This is a genomic window from bacterium (genome assembly GCA_035529855.1).
In the GTDB taxonomy this organism is placed as follows: Bacteria; RBG-13-66-14; B26-G2; order WVWN01; family WVWN01; genus WVWN01.
Window position 1 is genome coordinate 1 of record DATKVX010000020.1, and the last position, 16835, is coordinate 16835.

12 protein-coding genes are annotated in these 16835 nt (G+C 62.4%); all 12 read left to right on the forward strand.

The window, feature by feature from the left end:
* The first annotated feature begins 24 nt into the window (after positions 1 to 24).
* On the forward strand, positions 25 to 570 hold the full coding sequence (locus VMX79_01895) for an HDIG domain-containing protein (protein HUV85846.1): 546 nt from the start codon (positions 25 to 27) through the stop codon (positions 568 to 570).
* Between the two features lie 55 nt (positions 571 to 625).
* Positions 626 to 1519, forward strand: a complete 894-nt coding sequence (locus VMX79_01900; GenBank protein HUV85847.1) for a DUF58 domain-containing protein — start codon at positions 626 to 628, stop codon at positions 1517 to 1519.
* A 14-nt stretch (positions 1520 to 1533) separates the two neighbouring features.
* Positions 1534 to 3276 (forward strand): BatA domain-containing protein, encoded by a 1743-nt coding sequence (locus tag VMX79_01905; protein ID HUV85848.1) that lies wholly within the window; start codon positions 1534 to 1536, stop codon positions 3274 to 3276.
* Between the two features lie 61 nt (positions 3277 to 3337).
* On the forward strand, positions 3338 to 4372 hold the full coding sequence (locus tag VMX79_01910; GenBank protein ID HUV85849.1) for an NHL repeat-containing protein: 1035 nt from the start codon (positions 3338 to 3340) through the stop codon (positions 4370 to 4372).
* A 148-nt stretch (positions 4373 to 4520) separates the two neighbouring features.
* The gene (locus VMX79_01915) at positions 4521 to 6296 is read left to right on the forward strand and encodes a M14 family zinc carboxypeptidase (GenBank protein ID HUV85850.1); all 1776 of its coding nucleotides are present in this window, start codon (positions 4521 to 4523) and stop codon (positions 6294 to 6296) included.
* Positions 6297 to 6412: 116 nt separating this feature from the next.
* Positions 6413 to 7234: a hypothetical protein gene (locus VMX79_01920; GenBank protein HUV85851.1), complete on the forward strand. Its 822-nt coding sequence runs from the start codon at positions 6413 to 6415 to the stop codon at positions 7232 to 7234.
* 101 nt (positions 7235 to 7335) lie between these two features.
* Positions 7336 to 9081, forward strand: a complete 1746-nt coding sequence (locus VMX79_01925) for an AMP-binding protein (protein HUV85852.1) — start codon at positions 7336 to 7338, stop codon at positions 9079 to 9081.
* A 226-nt stretch (positions 9082 to 9307) separates the two neighbouring features.
* The gene (locus VMX79_01930) at positions 9308 to 9931 is read left to right on the forward strand and encodes a cyclodeaminase/cyclohydrolase family protein (protein HUV85853.1); all 624 of its coding nucleotides are present in this window, start codon (positions 9308 to 9310) and stop codon (positions 9929 to 9931) included.
* 141 nt (positions 9932 to 10072) lie between these two features.
* Positions 10073 to 12874, forward strand: coding sequence for a T9SS type A sorting domain-containing protein (locus VMX79_01935; protein ID HUV85854.1), 2802 nt, complete (start codon positions 10073 to 10075; stop codon positions 12872 to 12874).
* A gap of 70 nt (positions 12875 to 12944) precedes the next feature.
* Complete coding sequence (locus VMX79_01940; GenBank protein ID HUV85855.1) at positions 12945 to 13592, forward strand: tetratricopeptide repeat protein; 648 nt, start codon at positions 12945 to 12947, stop codon at positions 13590 to 13592.
* Positions 13593 to 13917: 325 nt separating this feature from the next.
* Positions 13918 to 14265, forward strand: coding sequence for a hypothetical protein (locus VMX79_01945; GenBank protein HUV85856.1), 348 nt, complete (start codon positions 13918 to 13920; stop codon positions 14263 to 14265).
* A 58-nt stretch (positions 14266 to 14323) separates the two neighbouring features.
* Positions 14324 to 16835: hypothetical protein (locus tag VMX79_01950; protein HUV85857.1), on the forward strand; the 2512-nt coding region annotated here is incomplete at its 3' end.

Sequence of the window (16835 nt, forward strand, 5' to 3'; positions counted from 1 at the left end):
TAAGTTTCGCGTTGAGGTGTCGGTATGGAGCGGCCGGAGGCCTGGGCCCTGGTCCAGGCGAACGTACGTAACCGGAACATCATAAAGCATATGGTCGCGGTTGAGGCCGCGTTGCGCGCGGTGGCCCGGCGGCTGGGCGAAGACGAGGAAGTTTGGGCGCTCGCCGGCCTGCTGCACGACCTCGACTACGACGCCACGAAGGACGAGCCGGCGCGCCACGGCCCGACCACGCTCGAGATGCTGCGCGACGTCGATTTACCGCCGGGCGTCACGGACGCGATTATGGCGCATAATAAGCACAAGGCCGCCGAGGCCGCGCTCGAGAAAGCCCTCCTGGCGGTGGACCCGGCCACCGGCTTGATCGTGGCGGCGGCGCTGATGCACCCCGAGAAATCCGTCGCGGCCTGCGACGTCGACTTCGTGATGCGGCGCTTCCGCGAGAAGCGGTTCGCCGCCGGCGCCGACCGCGACCAGATCGCGAGCTGCGTCGACCTCGGCCTTACGCTCGAAGAATTCCTGGGGTTGTGTCTGGAAGGGATGCAGAGCGTCCGGGAGGAATTGGGTTTATAAGCGGCTCGAAGTTTAAAGGGGCTTACGCGGGCCCGATTTTAGCAGCCGACCGACTATGCCTTTCCCCAAATTCGTCGACGTTTTAACGCTGGCCGCGGTCCAGGGGCTCGGCCTGCGGGCCCGCTTGGTGGTGGAGGGGCTCTTCGCGGGCCTGCACCGCAGCCCGTTCAAAGGGTTCTCGGTCGAATTCTCGGAGTACCGCTCCTACCAACCGGGCGACGACCTCCGCCTGGTCGACTGGCGGGCTTTCGCGCGCAGCGACCGCTATTACGTCAAAGAATTCGAGGAGGAGACGAACCTGCGTTTCTACTTGTGCGTGGACTCCTCCGCCAGCATGGGGTATCCTCCGGACGGACCGTTGACGAAGTTCGACTACGCGGCGACGTTGGCCGCGGCTACGGCGTACCTCGCCCTCGGTCAGCGCGACGCCGTCGGCCTGGCGACGTTTTCCGCCGGCGTCCGGGAGGTGGTCCCGCCGCGCTCGAGCCGGCAGCACTTTCGCGCCATATTGAAAGTCCTGGAACAAACGCGAACTGAGGGTACGACCGACTTGTACGCGGCGCTCGCCACCCTCGCGGAACGCGCGTCGCGCCGCGGCCTGTTCGCCATATTCACGGACCTGTGGGACCTGCGAGGCCGCGTCCTCGACGGCCTGCGCGCCCTGCGGGGCGGCAAACACGAGGTCATTTTATTCCACGTCCTCGACGCTGCGGAGGAGCGTTTCCCCTTTCGCGACGCGGCGACGTTCGAGGATATGGAGACGTCCGAGGAGGTCGAACTCGACGGGCCGCGGTTCAGAGACGGCTACCTCGACGCGCTGGCGAACTTAAAACGCGACTACCGCCTGGAGTTGGGCGCCCACGATATTGATTACGTGCCGGTGGTTACGGACCGGCCGCCGGCGGAAGTACTCGTTTCGTACCTCGGTAAGCGCCAGGCGATGATGTAGACGCCGGGTCCGTTATGATATCCTTCCTGAACCCCCTTTACCTTTTGCTCCTGCCGCTGGCGGCGCTGCCTTTTTTATTGAACCTCGTTAAAAGGCGCGTGCGCCTTCGCCTCAGGTTCCCGTCGGTCCAGCTGCTTAAAACCGTCGAGGAGCGGCGGGCTCGCCGCCGGCCGAGGTGGTACGAAATATTATTGCTGGCGGTTCGGGTCGCCGTCATCCTTTTATTGGTGTTCACCGTCGCTGGCCCGCGTTTTACGGCCGGGGGGTCCGCGCCGCCGCGGGCGCTAATCGTCGTCGTCGACAACTCGCCGTCCATGACGTACGTCGAGGACGGCGAAACCCGGGCGGCCCGGGCTGGCCGTTACGCCCGCTCGTTGGCGGCGGGCGCGGGGCCGGACGACCTCGGCGCGGTCTTGTGGACCGGCGGGCCGGCGGACGTCGTTTGGGAAAACCTTCGCGACGCCGCCACGACGATATCGCCGCCGCCGGCGGCCGGGGGGAACGTCGCCGATGCGCTGGCCGCGGCGAAGTCCTTATGGGCCGCGCCCGACGCTCGCGGCCGGCGCCCCGAGCTCGCGGTCATTACGGATATGCAGCTGTCGGCGTTCGAGGACGTCGACGCCGTTGCTTCGGCTATGCCGCGCGACGCGTACGTTACTTTTTACGACGTGAGGTCCGAACCGACGCCTTCTTGGAACGTGGCTCTCGCGGGCTTTGGCGTGACGCCCGGGGCGGGTGAGTTTTTTAACGTGAACGTGGAAGTATCACAATATGGCAGGCCGAGGCCGGCGTCGCTCGAGGCTGGGGGCGTCGTCGTAGGGGACGTGCCGGCCGCGGCCCGGGCGACGGCTCGAGTCCCCTTCTCGGAAGGCGGCAGGCACGAATTATCTTGTCGCGGCGGTTATCCGTTCGACGACCGCGTCGACGTTTTCGTTCCCGAGGCGGCCGGCGTCGCGTGCGAGGTGGCGCCGGCGACGCCGGGGGCTCGCTCGTGGCGGGCCGCGTTGGCGGCGGCGGGGTGCGAGGAGGCCGCCGCGCCGGCGTCGTTACCGGGGATATACGTTATGCCGCTGTCGGCGTGGCGGGGGTCGTCCCGCGGCCGCGCGCTGGCCGAAGGTGGTACCGTCGTCGTCGTGGTGCCGGACGACGCCGGGGGAGGTCGATTCGACGACGTTACGACGCTGTCGCCGCTCGAGCTCGTGCCGGCTCGCGTTTCGGCGGACGGCGGCGTCTTGCCCTATGCCGCCTCGGCGGGGACGTTCGAGGCGGCGGGCGTCGCGGCGTTGGAGACGACGGCGCCTTGGCTCGCGGCGGCGGCGACGTCGCCCGGGTTGCCTTTCGCCGTTACGCGCCGTATGGGCAAGGGGGAAGTATTTTTAATATGTACGCCGACGGTGCCGCGGTACACCGACCTCCTTACGTCCCCGGCCTTCGTCGGCTTCGCGTTGGATTTGAGGTTGAGGGCATTAGCGCGCGCGAACCCGGCGTTCGCGCCGGCTCGAGCTTTCGCTTCGCCCGAATCGGACCCGAGGACTATCGGCGAGGAGGGATTGCGGCGGCTCTTTCCGCACGTTGTCGTGACGCGCCACGCGCCGGCGGGGAGGGGCCGCGCCTCCGTGCCGCTGCAGGCGCCGTTAGCCGCGGCGGCGTTACTACTTTTAACGGCGGAGGCGCTACTGGCGAGCGGCGGGGTGCGCGTTCGGGGCGGCCCCCCGGCGGGAAGTATTAAGGCTGGGGCGGAAGCGGGTGGCGTATAGAAACGTAGTTGACAGCCGGCTCCGGTTGACGTAATTTCGAGGTGAAAGGTGGGGATGTCCAATGAATCGTAATAAGGTAACGTTGCCTGGTGTTATATGCGGGGTATTATTCCTCGCGTTCGCGGCGAGTTGCAGCGAGGACGACGGGCCGACGCCGGCGCCGGCCAGCGGCCGGCTTTGGGTTATCGACCAGCCGAATAACGTCGTTCAGGTCTACGATTACGGCGGCGAAAAACTTTTCACCGTCGGCAATTTCCCGTTCTTCTTTAAGCCCAACTGCGTAGAGGTGGACCGGCGCGACGGCTCGGCGTGGGTACTGGACTATTACGTCAACAAACTTCGGAAATTCGACCGTGCCGGGAGCGTCGTATATGAGACGCCGACGGTAGGAGAGCCGCTCATCCGGCGGGGGACTTCCATCGCGGTCGACCAGCGCAACGGCGCGTGCTGGGTCGCGGACCGCTCCCACAGCCGCGTGTTGAAACTCGGCGCGAACGGGGGAGTCCTCGCGACCGTAACCGGCTTCCGCTCGCCGCGCTCGGTCTCGTTGGTATCGGATACCGGCGATTGTTGGGTAACGGATGAATTGCAAAGGCGGGTCGTGAAGTTGCGGGCGGACGCATCGGGCGCCGTCGGCGTCGGCGGGGTAAAGTTGGCCGAGTGCGGCGGCTTCGACGTTCCGTGGGCCGTCGCCGCGGACCCGGGGGGCGGCGCGTGGGTTTTGGATAAGGGCGCGGGCGCCGTCGTGAAAGTCAGCGGCGCCGGCGAGCGTAAGGCCGAAGTCACCGGCTTCGACTTCCCATATTGTGCCGTCGCGTCCCGCGCCGCGAATTGCGTCTTCGTCGTCGATTACGAGAAGGGTTGGCTGGCGGCTTTACCGCGGGGGGTGGTGGGTACGGGTAACGCGAAGGAGGCCGCGAAGTTCGTATTGACCGGCTTACCCTTTCCGACGGACGTCGAGCTCGACGAAGAAGGCGGCTTCGTATTCGTCGCCGCCAGCGACGCCGTCAGCCGCTATTCCACCTCGGGAGGACTTTTATATAAATATCCGGAATTGACGCTGCCCGTAGCCGCGGCCGCCGACCCGGCGCCGTAGCGTTGCGGGCCGTCCGGGTTCGTCCGCGGATGCGGGGGTACGCGGCAAAAGCGGACCGTTGGCGGACGTCGATAAATATGTTATAATATGTCAGGTTTACGGTATTAAATTTACGCCGGCGCAGGGCCGGCCTGAGACGAGAAGGTGGATGATGAGAAAAGCGATCATTATCGTTGCGGCGTTGGGTTTAGCGGCCGCGGCGTACGCGGTGCAAGCCCCTACGTGGGCCAGGGTGTACTACGACTCCGCGGCCGCGATGGAACGTGATATCCTGGCCGCCGGCATGGACGTATGCTCGGGGGGCGAGGGGTATGTCGACGTTATCGCCCCCGCGGAGGAACTCGCCGGTTTGCAGGAGCTCGGTTACCGAATCGAGGTAATCGCGGAGGACGCCGGCGCCGGCATCGCGGCCTTGCCGCCCGACCTCGGGCTCTACCATACCTACCAGGAGATGTTGGACGAGCTGAAGCAGCGGGAGACCGCGTACCCGAGTATTTGCAAGCTCTACGACGTCGGCGACACGTGGGAAAGCCGCGAGATGTGGTGCTTGAAGGTCTCGGACAACCCGGCGCAGAGCGAGCAGGAGCCCAGGCTCTTCGTCGTAGGTAATCACCACGCCCGGGAGCTGATGACGGTCGAGATACCGTTACGGTTTATAAAAGTACTCCTGGAGGGTTACGCGACGAACCCCGATATCAAGTATTACGTCGACAACTACGAGATCTATTTTATGCCTATGGCCAACCCCGACGGCCACGTATACGTCGAGAACAACAGCGGCGGCAGCCCCTCTTATTGGTGGCGGAAGAATCGCCGCGACAGCGGCGGCGGCGTATACGGCGTGGACATCAACCGCAACTACAGCTATAAATGGGGTTACGACGACCGGGGCTCGAGCCCCAACCCTTCCTCCACTACGTACCGCGGCCCCGCGGCCTTCAGCGAGCCGGAGACTACCGCCATACGAAACCTGATGAAGGACGTGGACTTCAAGTTCGCGCTGGACTACCACAGCTACGGCGAATACTTACTCATACCCTATTGTTACGATACCCTCGAGAGGGCGCCCAACCCGGAGCGGAACTATTTCCTCGAGATCGGCAACGGCATGAACACGAAGCTCGGCAGCCGGTACCTCGTCGGCACGTCGCTCGAGACGTTGCGTTACCCGGTCAACGGCGGGTCTATCGACTACCACTTCGGCGAGACGGCGGAGAAGAACAAGATATACGGTTGGTGCTTCGAGGTGAATACCCGTACCGAGGGTGGCTTCGGGCCGCCCGACACGCTGATCGAGCCGACGTGCAAAGAGCACGAGGGCGTCTTCATGTGGTTCCTCGATTACATGAGGAAGTTCGTCGGCGTTGAGCTCGCGGGTTTCGACGGGTACGCGCGCGAAGGCCGCGCCGTATTGACCTGGGCTACCGCCGGCGAGTACAACCACGCCGGCTTTAACCTCTACCGCGACGCGGCGGGCGCTGGCGACGAAGGCCGCGTCAAAATCAACGACGCGCTCATCGTCGGCAAGTCTCCTTATAGGTTCGTAGACGACGTCGTCGAGGCGGGGAAGAGCTATAACTATTACCTGGAGGACGTCGACCTGAACGGCAAGGGGACGCTGCACGGCCCGGCCCGGGTGGATATGCAGTCGGGTGCCAAGGCCTCCTTCGCGCTGGCGCAGAACGCGCCCAACCCGGCGCGCGCGGCTACTACGATAGCGTTCTCGGTGCCGGCGGCCTGCGACGCCAAGGTCGCGGTTTACGATATAGCGGGGCGCAAAGTCGCGACGCCGTTCGCGGGTCAGGCCAAAGCGGGCGAGAACGAGCTGGCCGTCGACGTGTCAACGCTCGCGCCGGGCGTATACACGTACCGGTTGGAGGCGGGCGGCGCCACGGCCGCGAAGCGGATGGTCGTGGTTCGGTAATAAAGAGATATGTATCGAGCAGGGCGACGACCCCGGCCTGAAGGCCGGGGTTTTCGTAATTAGGGATTACGGTTGCCGCCGGGCGGCGGCCGTGTTACGCTTGGTCGGAAGGTAATATGCGGCGGCTCAATATTTACATTTGGGCGATGCTATCCTTGTTGGTGCTGCTCGCCGTCGGCGTCATAATAATGCCGGCCGCCGGGCCGTACCGGCCTTTTACCATCGCCGCGGCGCTTACTATTTCTGCCGCGGTCGCGGCCTTCTTCGTCGTCCGCGCGTTTTGGGCGGCGCGCCGGGTACCGGTACTCCGTTCCGCGTGGGGGCTTTTGTCGGCGGGCACCCTCTGTTGGTTCGGCGGCGAGGTTATTAATTCCTGTCACGCTATAGGGCCGGACCCTTCGCCCGAGTATCCTTTATACTCGGACCTCTTGTGGGGCATCGGGTCGGCTTTCTTGGTCGCGGCCTTGGTCATCAAAGTCGTCAAGAGGCCCCGCCGGGTATCGCCGCAGGCCGTCGCGGGGGCGCTCGCGACGGCGGCGTTAGCACTCATCGTGACGGTAAACTTCGTTTTGGTCCCGGCGCTTCGCAACCCGGCCCTTACGCCGGGCGAATGTTTTTTGGATTGTTTCGTCGTAAGTGCCGATTTCGTCCTGGGTGCGCTCGCGTTGATAGTAATAGCCGTATACGGCGGCCGCGGCATGGGGAGGCCGTGGGCGCAACTCGCCGTCGGCCTTATCTTCTACGCCGTGGGGGACGCCATCCACTGGCATCTCACCGAAGCCGGCCAGCACGGCCCCGCCGGGAGCCTGGTGGCGGCGCTCTTTTGGACCTCGGGGTATTTGTTGGTCGGCCTGGGGGCTTATTACCGTCGTCTGGTCTTTAAAGGCGTAATAAAGTTGCCGGTAGTCGACGGCGAAGTCGGGTCGCCGTCCGAGTAACGGCTCCCCGGCGACTCCGGTTAGCCGGGTATGCAGAAAACCCTTGACGGGGTATTAGCTTTCCCGTAAACTCCTGTTAACGTGCGAACGAGGTTGACCTAATGGGCGAAGGGATACGCCTGGGTATCGGCGTTTACACGACGCTCGAGCTTGTCGCGCGGGCCCGCGATAAGTTCGGCCGGCGCGTCTTCGCGCAGCGGCGCCTGCCGAGCGGCGAGTTCTCGCGCGTTACGTACGACGAACTCTACGACGACGTCGTCGGCCTGGGCGCGGCGCTTGCGAAGATAGGCGTGCTGGCCGGGACGCCCGTCGGCGTCGTCGGCGAGAACCGATACGAGTGGGCCGTGGCGTACCTCGCGACGACCGGCGGCGGGGCGGTATGCGTACCGCTCGACCCGCAGCTGAAGGAAAAAGAGCTCGCCGGCATCTTGGAGAAGGCCAAGGTCGAGCTCGTGATATCGTCGCCGTCGTCGCTCGGGGCGATTGAGAAACTTAAAGGCCGCCTTCCCAAATTGCGGGAATTGGTTTCTATGGAGGAGGGCGTCGAGGGCTCGAGCCGGGGATGGCTCGAGACGCTGGCGACGGGCGACGACGCCGCGGGTCGCGAGGAGTACCTGAGTCGGGAAGTCTCGTTGGACGACCTTGCCGTATTGTTGTTTACCAGCGGCACGACGGGCGCGTTCAAGGCCGTTATGTTGACCCACCGCAACCTGGGCGCCAACGTCGACCAGGTATACCGGTCGCTCTATTTCGACGAGAACGACGTCTTCTTGTCGCTCTTGCCGCTTCACCATACCTTCGAGGCGACGGCCGGGATGCTCATCCCGATCTCGGGCGGGTGTACCATAACCTACGCCCGTTCGTTCAAGTCCAAAGAGATAATAGAGGACGTCCGCGACGCCGGCGTGACGATGATGTGCGGCGTCCCGTTGCTTTACGAGAAGATGCTAGCCGGCCTGCGCCGCGCGGTAGGCGACGCGCCGCCGCTCCAACGCGTCCTCTTTAAAACTTTCATGGGCCTCACGCGCTGCGCCCACGTCCTCACGGGGGCGAACCTGGGCCGGTCCTTCTTCGCCGGTATGCGGAAGAAAGCGGGGCTGGATACCGTCCGGATGTTCATCTCCGGCGCCGCGCCGCTCAAGGCCGAGGTATCGCGCACTTTTTATTACCTCGGCTTGAACCTCCTGCAAGGCTACGGCCTGACGGAGACGTCGCCGGTGGTTTCCGTGAACGTTCCCCATCGAATCAAGTTCGCCTCGAGCGGCCTTACTGTCCCCGGCGTCCGCGTTCGCATCCACGAGCCTAATGCGGAGGGCGTAGGCGAGGTGGCCGTCGCGGGCGACAACGTGATGGTCGGTTATTACGAAGACCCGGCGTTGACCGCCGGCGTGCTCCGCGACGGCTGGTTCTATACCGGCGACGCGGGGTGGCTCGACCGCGACGGGTACGTCTACATAACGGGCCGTATTAAAAACGTGATAGTTACGCCGGCGGGTAAGAACGTTTACCCCGAGGAAGTGGAGGCGGAGCTGGGGGCCGCGGCCGAGGTCGCGGAGGCCGCGGTTATGGCGATGCGGGACCCGTCGAGCGGCCGGGAAGTCGTGGGCGCCGTCGTCTACCCCGATTACGAGTACCTGGAGGGCGAAGCGCGTCGCGCCGGCGTACCGCTTACGGACGAGTTCGTGGAGGGGCGGGTGCGAGAGGCCGTCGCCGGGTGCTGCCGCTCGTTGGCCGACTACAAGCGCGTAAAAATTATAAAAATCCGTAAAGAAGAATTTCCCAAAACGACGACGCGAAAAATCAAGCGGTACCTCTTCCGCGACGGCGAACAGGTACGCGAGGCGTAACGGCGGTTGGTTCGCGCTTCGCGTTGCGGGTGCTCCAGCCCTTGCGGGGAAGAGTTAGCGGCAGACGGCTTTTGAAAACGGGTGTTTTTTAGCCTGCCGGAGAAACGTCTAAATACGAAAAAACCCCTTGACAGGGGCCCGGTCGTCGGTTATATTAGTAATAGGAATGATTATTATTCGCATACGACGGGGCCGCTGACGCATCTACTTAAACGGAGGTAGGACCATGGGTTATGGCGGCCGGAGAATAGAAGAATTCCTTAACGTCTTGGCCAGCTCGGCCCCCGTTCCGGGCGGCGGTAGCGTCGCGGCGTTGGCCGGCGCGTTGGGGGCGTCGCTTTTAACGATGGTCGGCGAGATAACGATGGGTAAAAAGAAACCGGAGGATAAAACGCCGATAGAAGAGGCGCTCAAGGCGCTCGAGCCTATGCGCGGCAGGTTCACCGAGTTGATCGACGAGGACGCGGCTTCGTTCGAAAAGGTAATGGCGGCCTTTAAGTTGGCCAAAGAGGACGAAAGCCAACAGCAGGCGCGGAAGGCCGCGATTGAGGAAGCGACCATCGGCGCCGCCGCGGTGCCGTTGGAGACGGCCCGTACGGCGGTCGCGGCGTTGGAGGCGGGGGCGGCCTTAGCCGAGCACGGCTCGAGGAGCGCGGTATCGGACGTGGCGTGCGGCGCGTTATGTCTTGAGGTCTCGGCTCGAGCCGCTGGTTACAACATCCGGATAAACCTGGCCGGTATTGAAAACGCCGACGAACGCGCGCGTTTCGAGGGCGGTTTGGCCGAGATAGAGAAAAAACTGGCCGCGCTCGCGCGCGTCCGGGAGAGGGCCGAGGAACGGTTAGGTTAATAGCCGTCGATGAGGCGTTTGCGGTCTTAAAAAAAGCTTGACACTATAATGGTGATATGATAACCGTTAAGGTAAATAGGAAAGCATATTCCCGGCAGGGAACCTGAGAGCTTTTAAAAGTTCTGCAAAGGGGATGATACAGTGAGGAAGACTATTTTAACGTTGGCCGTTGCGGCGTTGCTCGTCGGCGCTACGGGAGCTACGGCGGGCTCGCTGGCCGACAAGGAAGACACCATCCAATACAAAATCGACTCGGCGTTGAAGCGGGGCGAGATCGATTACGATACGGCTTTGATGTATCGGTTTATGGCGCTCTCGCCGACCGGCCTGGAGCAAGTGCCGGCGCGATACCGCGCCGAGTACTACGCGGAAGACCCCGTGAGCGGTACGCCGGTATACCTCGAGCTTATGAACCGCTGGCCTTACATGAGGGCCGAGATTAAAAATAAGATTACCGAGGTATGCGGCGTTTTGTTTGAGCCGGGGCCGAGCGACGGCGGGACCAGGTACCGGAACCTACCGGGCTTCACCGTCTACGCCAACTACGGCGGCTTCACCGTCTACCACTACGACTCGCGGAAGAAGGACGGCGGCGAGAACTTCCGCATCCACTGGGTATTGGAAGGGTCCCACCGCATCCTCGACACGAACGATTTAAACCAGAACGGCGTGCCGGACATAATCGAGAATTACGCCCGCGACGCGGAATATGCCTGGAAAGTTTGGTGGGCGCATAATTGGTTCGAGCCGCCCCCCGGCCAAAAACGCGAAGAAGCGTATTTGCCGCTCAAAGACTATTATCCCGGACTCCCGTACCCGCCCGAAGAGGATTGGGATTACGGCGGCAACGACCGCTGGGATATCTACCTGGGCCAGTTCACGGGCGGCGTAATCGGTATGACGACCGGCGACCCGTTTGAATTCACCGAGACCTTCCGCGACGACCGCACGCCGTACTTCTTGGAGCAACGCACGTACGACCCGGTGGGAGAAAAGGTTACCGTTGCCCACGAGTCGAATCACGGCGTCCAGTACATGTACGACGTGGTGGAATCTTCGCCGACGGCGGTACCGCGGTGGTATTTCGAAGCTACGGCGACCTGGGGCCAGGAGGAAGCTTACCCCGGCGACCGGGGCGCTATAGGCCGCGCCAACGGCTTCCTGGGTAATACGTTGCAACCTATCGACGCTCCTACAACCGATAACGGTTACTGCTCGGTGATTATCAACTACTTCCTCGTCGACTGGGCCGAGCGCTACTGGAAGCCGCCGGAGTGGGTCCCTCGCAAGGACCGGTGGTTCCCGCGCGACGTTTGGCGCGCTTTGGCCAAGGGCGACGAGTGGTACACCGACGACCCCACCGTCAACCGCGAAAGCAAAGAGGCGATGGGGTACCTGATCCAACTCCACCGTCCGAAATACCAGTACCTCGACGGCCGCATATTCAAGGATACGTTCGAATATTGGACGACTTGGAACTGGTTTACCGGCGAACGCGACGACGGCAAACACTATAAATACGGGAAGGACTTCATTGCGGTTAACCCGCAGAATACGTGGAGCGCTAGCGAGTTGCCGCTGGTGAAGTTTAGGCCGACGGCACCTATGAATCACCTGGGCCACGGCTTCTACCGGTTCGATAGACCGCCCGCTTGGCCGCAAGCCCTGATCACTTTCGCCGGCGACGAGAGCAACGACCCGCCAAGCAAAGACTGGGGCGGCGCCATCTACGTTACGAAGAACGGCTCGACCTGGACCAACCTGAAAGGCGAACAGGGCCAACCGACGTTGATGTTTACGCCGGAAGATAAAGGGATAATCCAGATCCGCAATCCCGGCCAGTACGAGGCCATCGTCGCGATATTCAGCAACGTTTCTTTCGACGGTGACTCTCTGCCGTTCGAATATTCTTACATCCAGGCTAGCGATACCCGGCCGCCGGCGGTGGCGTCCGGCGTCGGCGTAACGCAGACCAACCCCGACTACATCGAGTTGCTGGTCGGTGCCGACGAGAAAATCTTCGGTAAAGCTGAGGTAGAGGTTTATTTCACGTCGGCGAGCGGCAAGAAACGCGCGGAGATCGTGCCGGTAACCGCGGCCAAGGGAAATAAAAACTTCAAGGGCAAGTTCGTCCTCGATATAGGCGATAAGGGTAGCGGCCGGCTGGAATGGCGCGCCGCGGACCTGAGCGGTAATATCGTCTCGGGCGGTAAAGACTTCAGCGCCGGTTTCCTGGCGTCAGGAGGCGGTACCGTCGGCAACGAGAGCGCGTCGCTCAAACTCCCCGCCGGCGCCGTACGCAAACCGACGTTGTTCTTAATCGCCCCGAGCGAAGAGAAAGACGCCGGGGCGGCGGTAGCCGTTGCGGCCGTCCCCGTTGGCGGCGGGGCGCCGACGACCGAGACCGTTGGGCGGGCGTACGAGTTCAGCCCGAATTGGGCGCGGCTGGCGAAGCCGCTCGAGGTGACGCTGTCGTACGAAGGCCTGGAAGTCACGCGCGAGGACTATCTCTCCGTCTACCGTTGGGCCGGCTCGAGCTGGGAAGACCTGGGCGGTACGGTCGACAAGCGCAACCGCCGCGTGGTGGCGGTGACGGACGGCCTCGGCAAGTTCATCCTGGGATACGGCGAGAAGAAGAACACGACGCCGCCCTCGGGCAAACCGATGTCTTTCGGCCTGTTCCAGAACTACCCGAACCCGGCGCGGGACGATACGGTCTTCAAGTACACGCTGCCGGCTCGCGCGGAAGTGGAGCTGGTGGTGTACGACCTGAGCGGCCGCCGCGTCGCGACGGTAGCGAAGGACGTCCGGGAGGCCGGCGTATACGAGGAGCGGTACAGCCTGACGGACGACGGCGGGAAGCCGCTGCCGGCGGGCGTATACCTGTACCGCCTGAGTGCCGGCGCCGACGTCGCGACCAAGAAGATGGTAATAGCTCGCTAAGCCGCGGGCGAACGTAGACCTAATAAGGAGCAAACGAGCTAAAAAAACAAATCCCCAGGAGGAAACATAAATGGGAAAAAGACTTCTGCTCTTGGTTGCGGCCGCGGCGATAATCGTGAGTTTGGGATGCGAGGAAGACCAAGAAATACAAGTCTGGTCGCAGGCCCAGTGGACGGCCGAAGGTTGGAGGCTCTGGCGTAGCGCCGATTACGAAGCGGCGGAGACGGCGTTCGGGAACGCGCTTAAAGTGGACCCGTACTACGCGGAAGCTCACGGCGGCTTGGGTTGGACCTATATGCGGATGCAAAACATGGAGGAGGCCGCCAACGTCTTCGAGGACGCCATCATGGTGAGCGAGCAACCCGGCGCTAAGGTTGAGATTAAGCAAGTGATTTACATGGGCGCGGCGGCGGCGTACGAAGCTTTAGACGAGTACGGGTTATCCGCCGAACGCGGCAAGTACATGGTTAACAAACTCGACGGCCAAACCTTCGCGTTTAAACAAGCGGTCGAAGATGGTGCGGCCCCGACGATTACCGGCTACGACTTGTACATCATACTGGCGCTCGATTATTACGGGTTGGGCGAAACCGGCGACTGCGTATGGGCGATTAATAAAATGCGCGGCATGGTCAAAGAGCCCGCCGACTACAAATTCAAGAACTGGAAAGAGACCACGACCGAGATCGAACGGTTAATCGGCAAAGACCCCTCGTAGCCCATAGCCGACATCCTTTGAACCTTCCGCGGGCAGGGAACTATCCCTGCCCCTTTCTTGTAGCGGTACGGAACGACGTACGGCGTAACTGCTCGTGAAGAGGTTTTTAACCGTCGGTAATTCGGGCCGCGCGCTCCTCCTCGCAGGGTACGGCAAGGCCGCGGGGTCGAGTAAGGATGCCGCGAGTCGGCGTGAGCGGCACGACCGGTAGCTCGCGCGTGATTTCGCCGCGAGCAACGCGTCGTGAGCGGCGCCGAAATAGCTTGACGCGGGCGTATCCAATTATTAAAATCATAATTAACGTCAATCCAAGGAGCGGGCGGATATGAAGAAAGCATATTTTATGATGGCCGTGGTCGGCGCGTTCCTGGTCGGGTTTTTCGTCGCTTGCGGGGACGAGCTCTACAGCTCGAATATACAGCGTATCGTATACGAGGTTTCCGAGGCTAACGTGACGGCGGCCGGCGGTTACATAGACGTTCCCGTTTTGCACGTCGGTACCGCGGGTAAGAGCGGCGCCGGTGAGATGGCGTCGGTCGTCGTTTACGGCAACGGCCGCGGTGCGAACAACCGATGGACCATGCTCACGAGCACCGTATTACAAGAAGGCCGGGTATGGATCGAACGCCTTGAATACGAATCTTATTACTACCGCGTCGTAGTCGTATATTAGCGGTCGATAGGGTGGTATACGCAAACTTCCGCGGGCCGTAAAATGAAGAAAGGAAAACATGGTTAAAAAACTCCTCGCGATCGGGATCGGTACGGCGTGCGTCGCTTCGGCGGCCTTCGGCGGCTGGCCTTGCGCCGCCGAGGATACGAGCGCTTATAGGATAGAGGCTGCGGAGAAGGCGGGGCGGCTCAGCCGCGACGAAGCGCTTATGTATAAATTCATGGCGCTTTACGAGTGTTATCGGGACGAGCTCCCGGCGGCGTACCGCGGCGAATGGTACGCCCCGCAACCGTGGAGCTGCGGGACGCCCGTCGTTATGGAGATACGGCGGCGCTGGCCGCGGATGGACCCGGCGGTCAAAGTTAAGCTGCGGGAAATTTGTGGCTTGGGGAAGGACGAAGACGACTTATTCCGACGGTACCGCAGGTGTTCGTGGGGCGACTCCAGCTACAGCGGCATCAAAGTCCACACGTACGATACGCCGGAAGGGAATTATAAAGTCCATTACGTTCTCGAGGGTCCAAACAAACTGACGGACCCGTCGGACCCCAACCGAAACGGCGTTCCCGATTGCGTCGAAAAATTGGGAGCCGACTTGGAGAGGGCTTTCGGCCAGTATTCCCTCGATAAGTGGTATTACCATCCCGACCCGGAGAACCAGAAATATTTCCCGCTGAAGGACCGCTATGAGGAACTCGAGTGGCCTTCCGAAGACAGCGATTACGGCGGCGACGACCGCTGGGACGCTTACCTGGGACGACTGAGCGGCGGCGTCGGCGGCCTGGCGTACGGCGACCAGTCGTTTCCGGAAACGTACCGCGACGACTTTTCCGGTTACATGAACTTGCGGAATAGCTATACCGCGCCGCCGGGCGGCGGCTTCGGCGAGCCCGTCATCTCGGCGCACGAATTCATGCACGTTACGCAGTTTATGATCGACGTCGCGACGCCCACGTGGTACCTCGAGGCCAGCGCCATGTGGAGTGAGGATACGGTATACCCCAACGCCGCCGACCCCCGCGGCCGCATGAATACTTTCCTCGCCAACACCCTGAGATCTCTCGACAATACCGGGGACGGCGGGTACATCGCCTGCGTTATCAACTTCTTCTTGCGGGATTACTGTTGGCGCTATTGGCGGCCGCCGTCGTGGAAGCGTATTGAGGGCGACCTCACTCCCCGCGAAGTCTGGCGCGCGCTCGCCCGAGGAGATGAATGGTATACCAACGACCCGAAGGTCAACCGGGGCCCGGTCGATTCCATAGATTACGTAATACGTTACTACAACCCGGGACACAGCTACGTGCCCGGCGACGCTTTTAAGAAAGCGTTCGAAACTTGGACCAACTGGAATTGGTTCACCGGGCAGTCGCGGGACGACGGCAAACATTACCGCTGGGATTACTCGGAAGTAGGTTTACAGAATAAATGGGCCCGGTCCGAGTTGCCCTTGATTAAACACGAACCGACTTACACGTACTGGATGAACCACTTAGGCCACGGCTTCTACTATTTCGAGGGCACGCCCGCCTGGCCCGCCGCCGTCTTCACTTTCGAAGGCCATCCCACAAACCCCGAGCAGTCCAAAGACTGGGGCGGCTCGATGTTGGTTACGAAAAACGGGAAGACCTGGACCGACCTCGGCGGCACACCCGGCGTAGCTTCGGCGATGTTCTCTCCGGGAGACAGGGGTATAATCCAAGTACGTAATCCCGGCCGGTACGAAGGACTCGTGATGATAATCAACAACGTGTCGGATACCGGGAGCGGCCTAAGGTTCAACTACTCGGCATACGGTACCGACGACGTCAGGTCTCCCGGCGTTGCCGTGGGCGTCGCGAGGCCGCACGCTAACCCCGATTACATCGAGTTGCTGGTCGGTGCCGACGAAAATCTCTTCGGAGCGCCCGACGCGGGCGTATTCTTCACTCCCCGCCGGGGTGAGGAGCGCGCCGGCGCGGTAACGATGGCCGGGACCAAGAAGAGTTATATCGGCACGTTCGTGGTCGAGCCCGGCGAAAACGGTTCCGGTTGGTTCGAATGGCGCGCCGCCGACGAAGCCGGCAACATCGTATCGGGCAAAAAGGAGTTCAGCGCGGGTTTCTTGGCGGCGGGCGGGGGTACGGTGGGCGGCGAGTGCGCGTCGCTCAGGTTACCCGCCGGCGCCGTAGCCGAGCCGACGTTGTTTTCGGTCGTCCCGGCGCCTGAGAAGGCGGGTGTCGTAGCGGCGGTCGCGGTCGCCCCCGCGGCCGGCGAAGAACCGGCGCCCGAGACCGTAGGGCCGGCGTACGAATACGGTCCCGGGTGGGCGCGGCTGGCGAAGCCGCTCGAGGTGACGCTGTCGTACGAAGGCCTGGAAGTCACGCGCGAGGACTATCTCTCCGTCTACCGTTGGACCGGCTCGAGCTGGGAAGACCTGGGCGGTACGGTCGACAAGCGGAACCGCCGCGTGGTGGCGGTGGCGGACGGCCTCGGCAAGTTCATCCTGGGATACGGCGAGAAGAAGAACACGACGCCGCCCTCGGGCAAGCCGATGTCTTTCGGCCTGTTCCAGAATTACCCGAACCCGG

Excerpts from the sequence above, each read along its gene's own strand:
- VMX79_01895 (HUV85846.1), top strand. The coding sequence starts at position 25 with ATGGAGCGGCCGGAGGCCTGGGCCCTGGTCCAGGCGAACGTACGTAAC.
- VMX79_01900 (HUV85847.1), top strand. The coding sequence starts at position 626 with ATGCCTTTCCCCAAATTCGTCGACGTTTTAACGCTGGCCGCGGTCCAG.
- VMX79_01905 (HUV85848.1), top strand. The coding sequence starts at position 1,534 with ATGATATCCTTCCTGAACCCCCTTTACCTTTTGCTCCTGCCGCTGGCG.
- VMX79_01910 (HUV85849.1), top strand. The coding sequence starts at position 3,338 with ATGAATCGTAATAAGGTAACGTTGCCTGGTGTTATATGCGGGGTATTA.
- VMX79_01915 (HUV85850.1), top strand. The coding sequence starts at position 4,521 with ATGATGAGAAAAGCGATCATTATCGTTGCGGCGTTGGGTTTAGCGGCC.
- VMX79_01920 (HUV85851.1), top strand. The coding sequence starts at position 6,413 with ATGCGGCGGCTCAATATTTACATTTGGGCGATGCTATCCTTGTTGGTG.
- VMX79_01925 (HUV85852.1), top strand. The coding sequence starts at position 7,336 with ATGGGCGAAGGGATACGCCTGGGTATCGGCGTTTACACGACGCTCGAG.
- VMX79_01930 (HUV85853.1), top strand. The coding sequence starts at position 9,308 with ATGGGTTATGGCGGCCGGAGAATAGAAGAATTCCTTAACGTCTTGGCC.
- VMX79_01940 (HUV85855.1), top strand. The coding sequence starts at position 12,945 with ATGGGAAAAAGACTTCTGCTCTTGGTTGCGGCCGCGGCGATAATCGTG.
- VMX79_01945 (HUV85856.1), top strand. The coding sequence starts at position 13,918 with ATGAAGAAAGCATATTTTATGATGGCCGTGGTCGGCGCGTTCCTGGTC.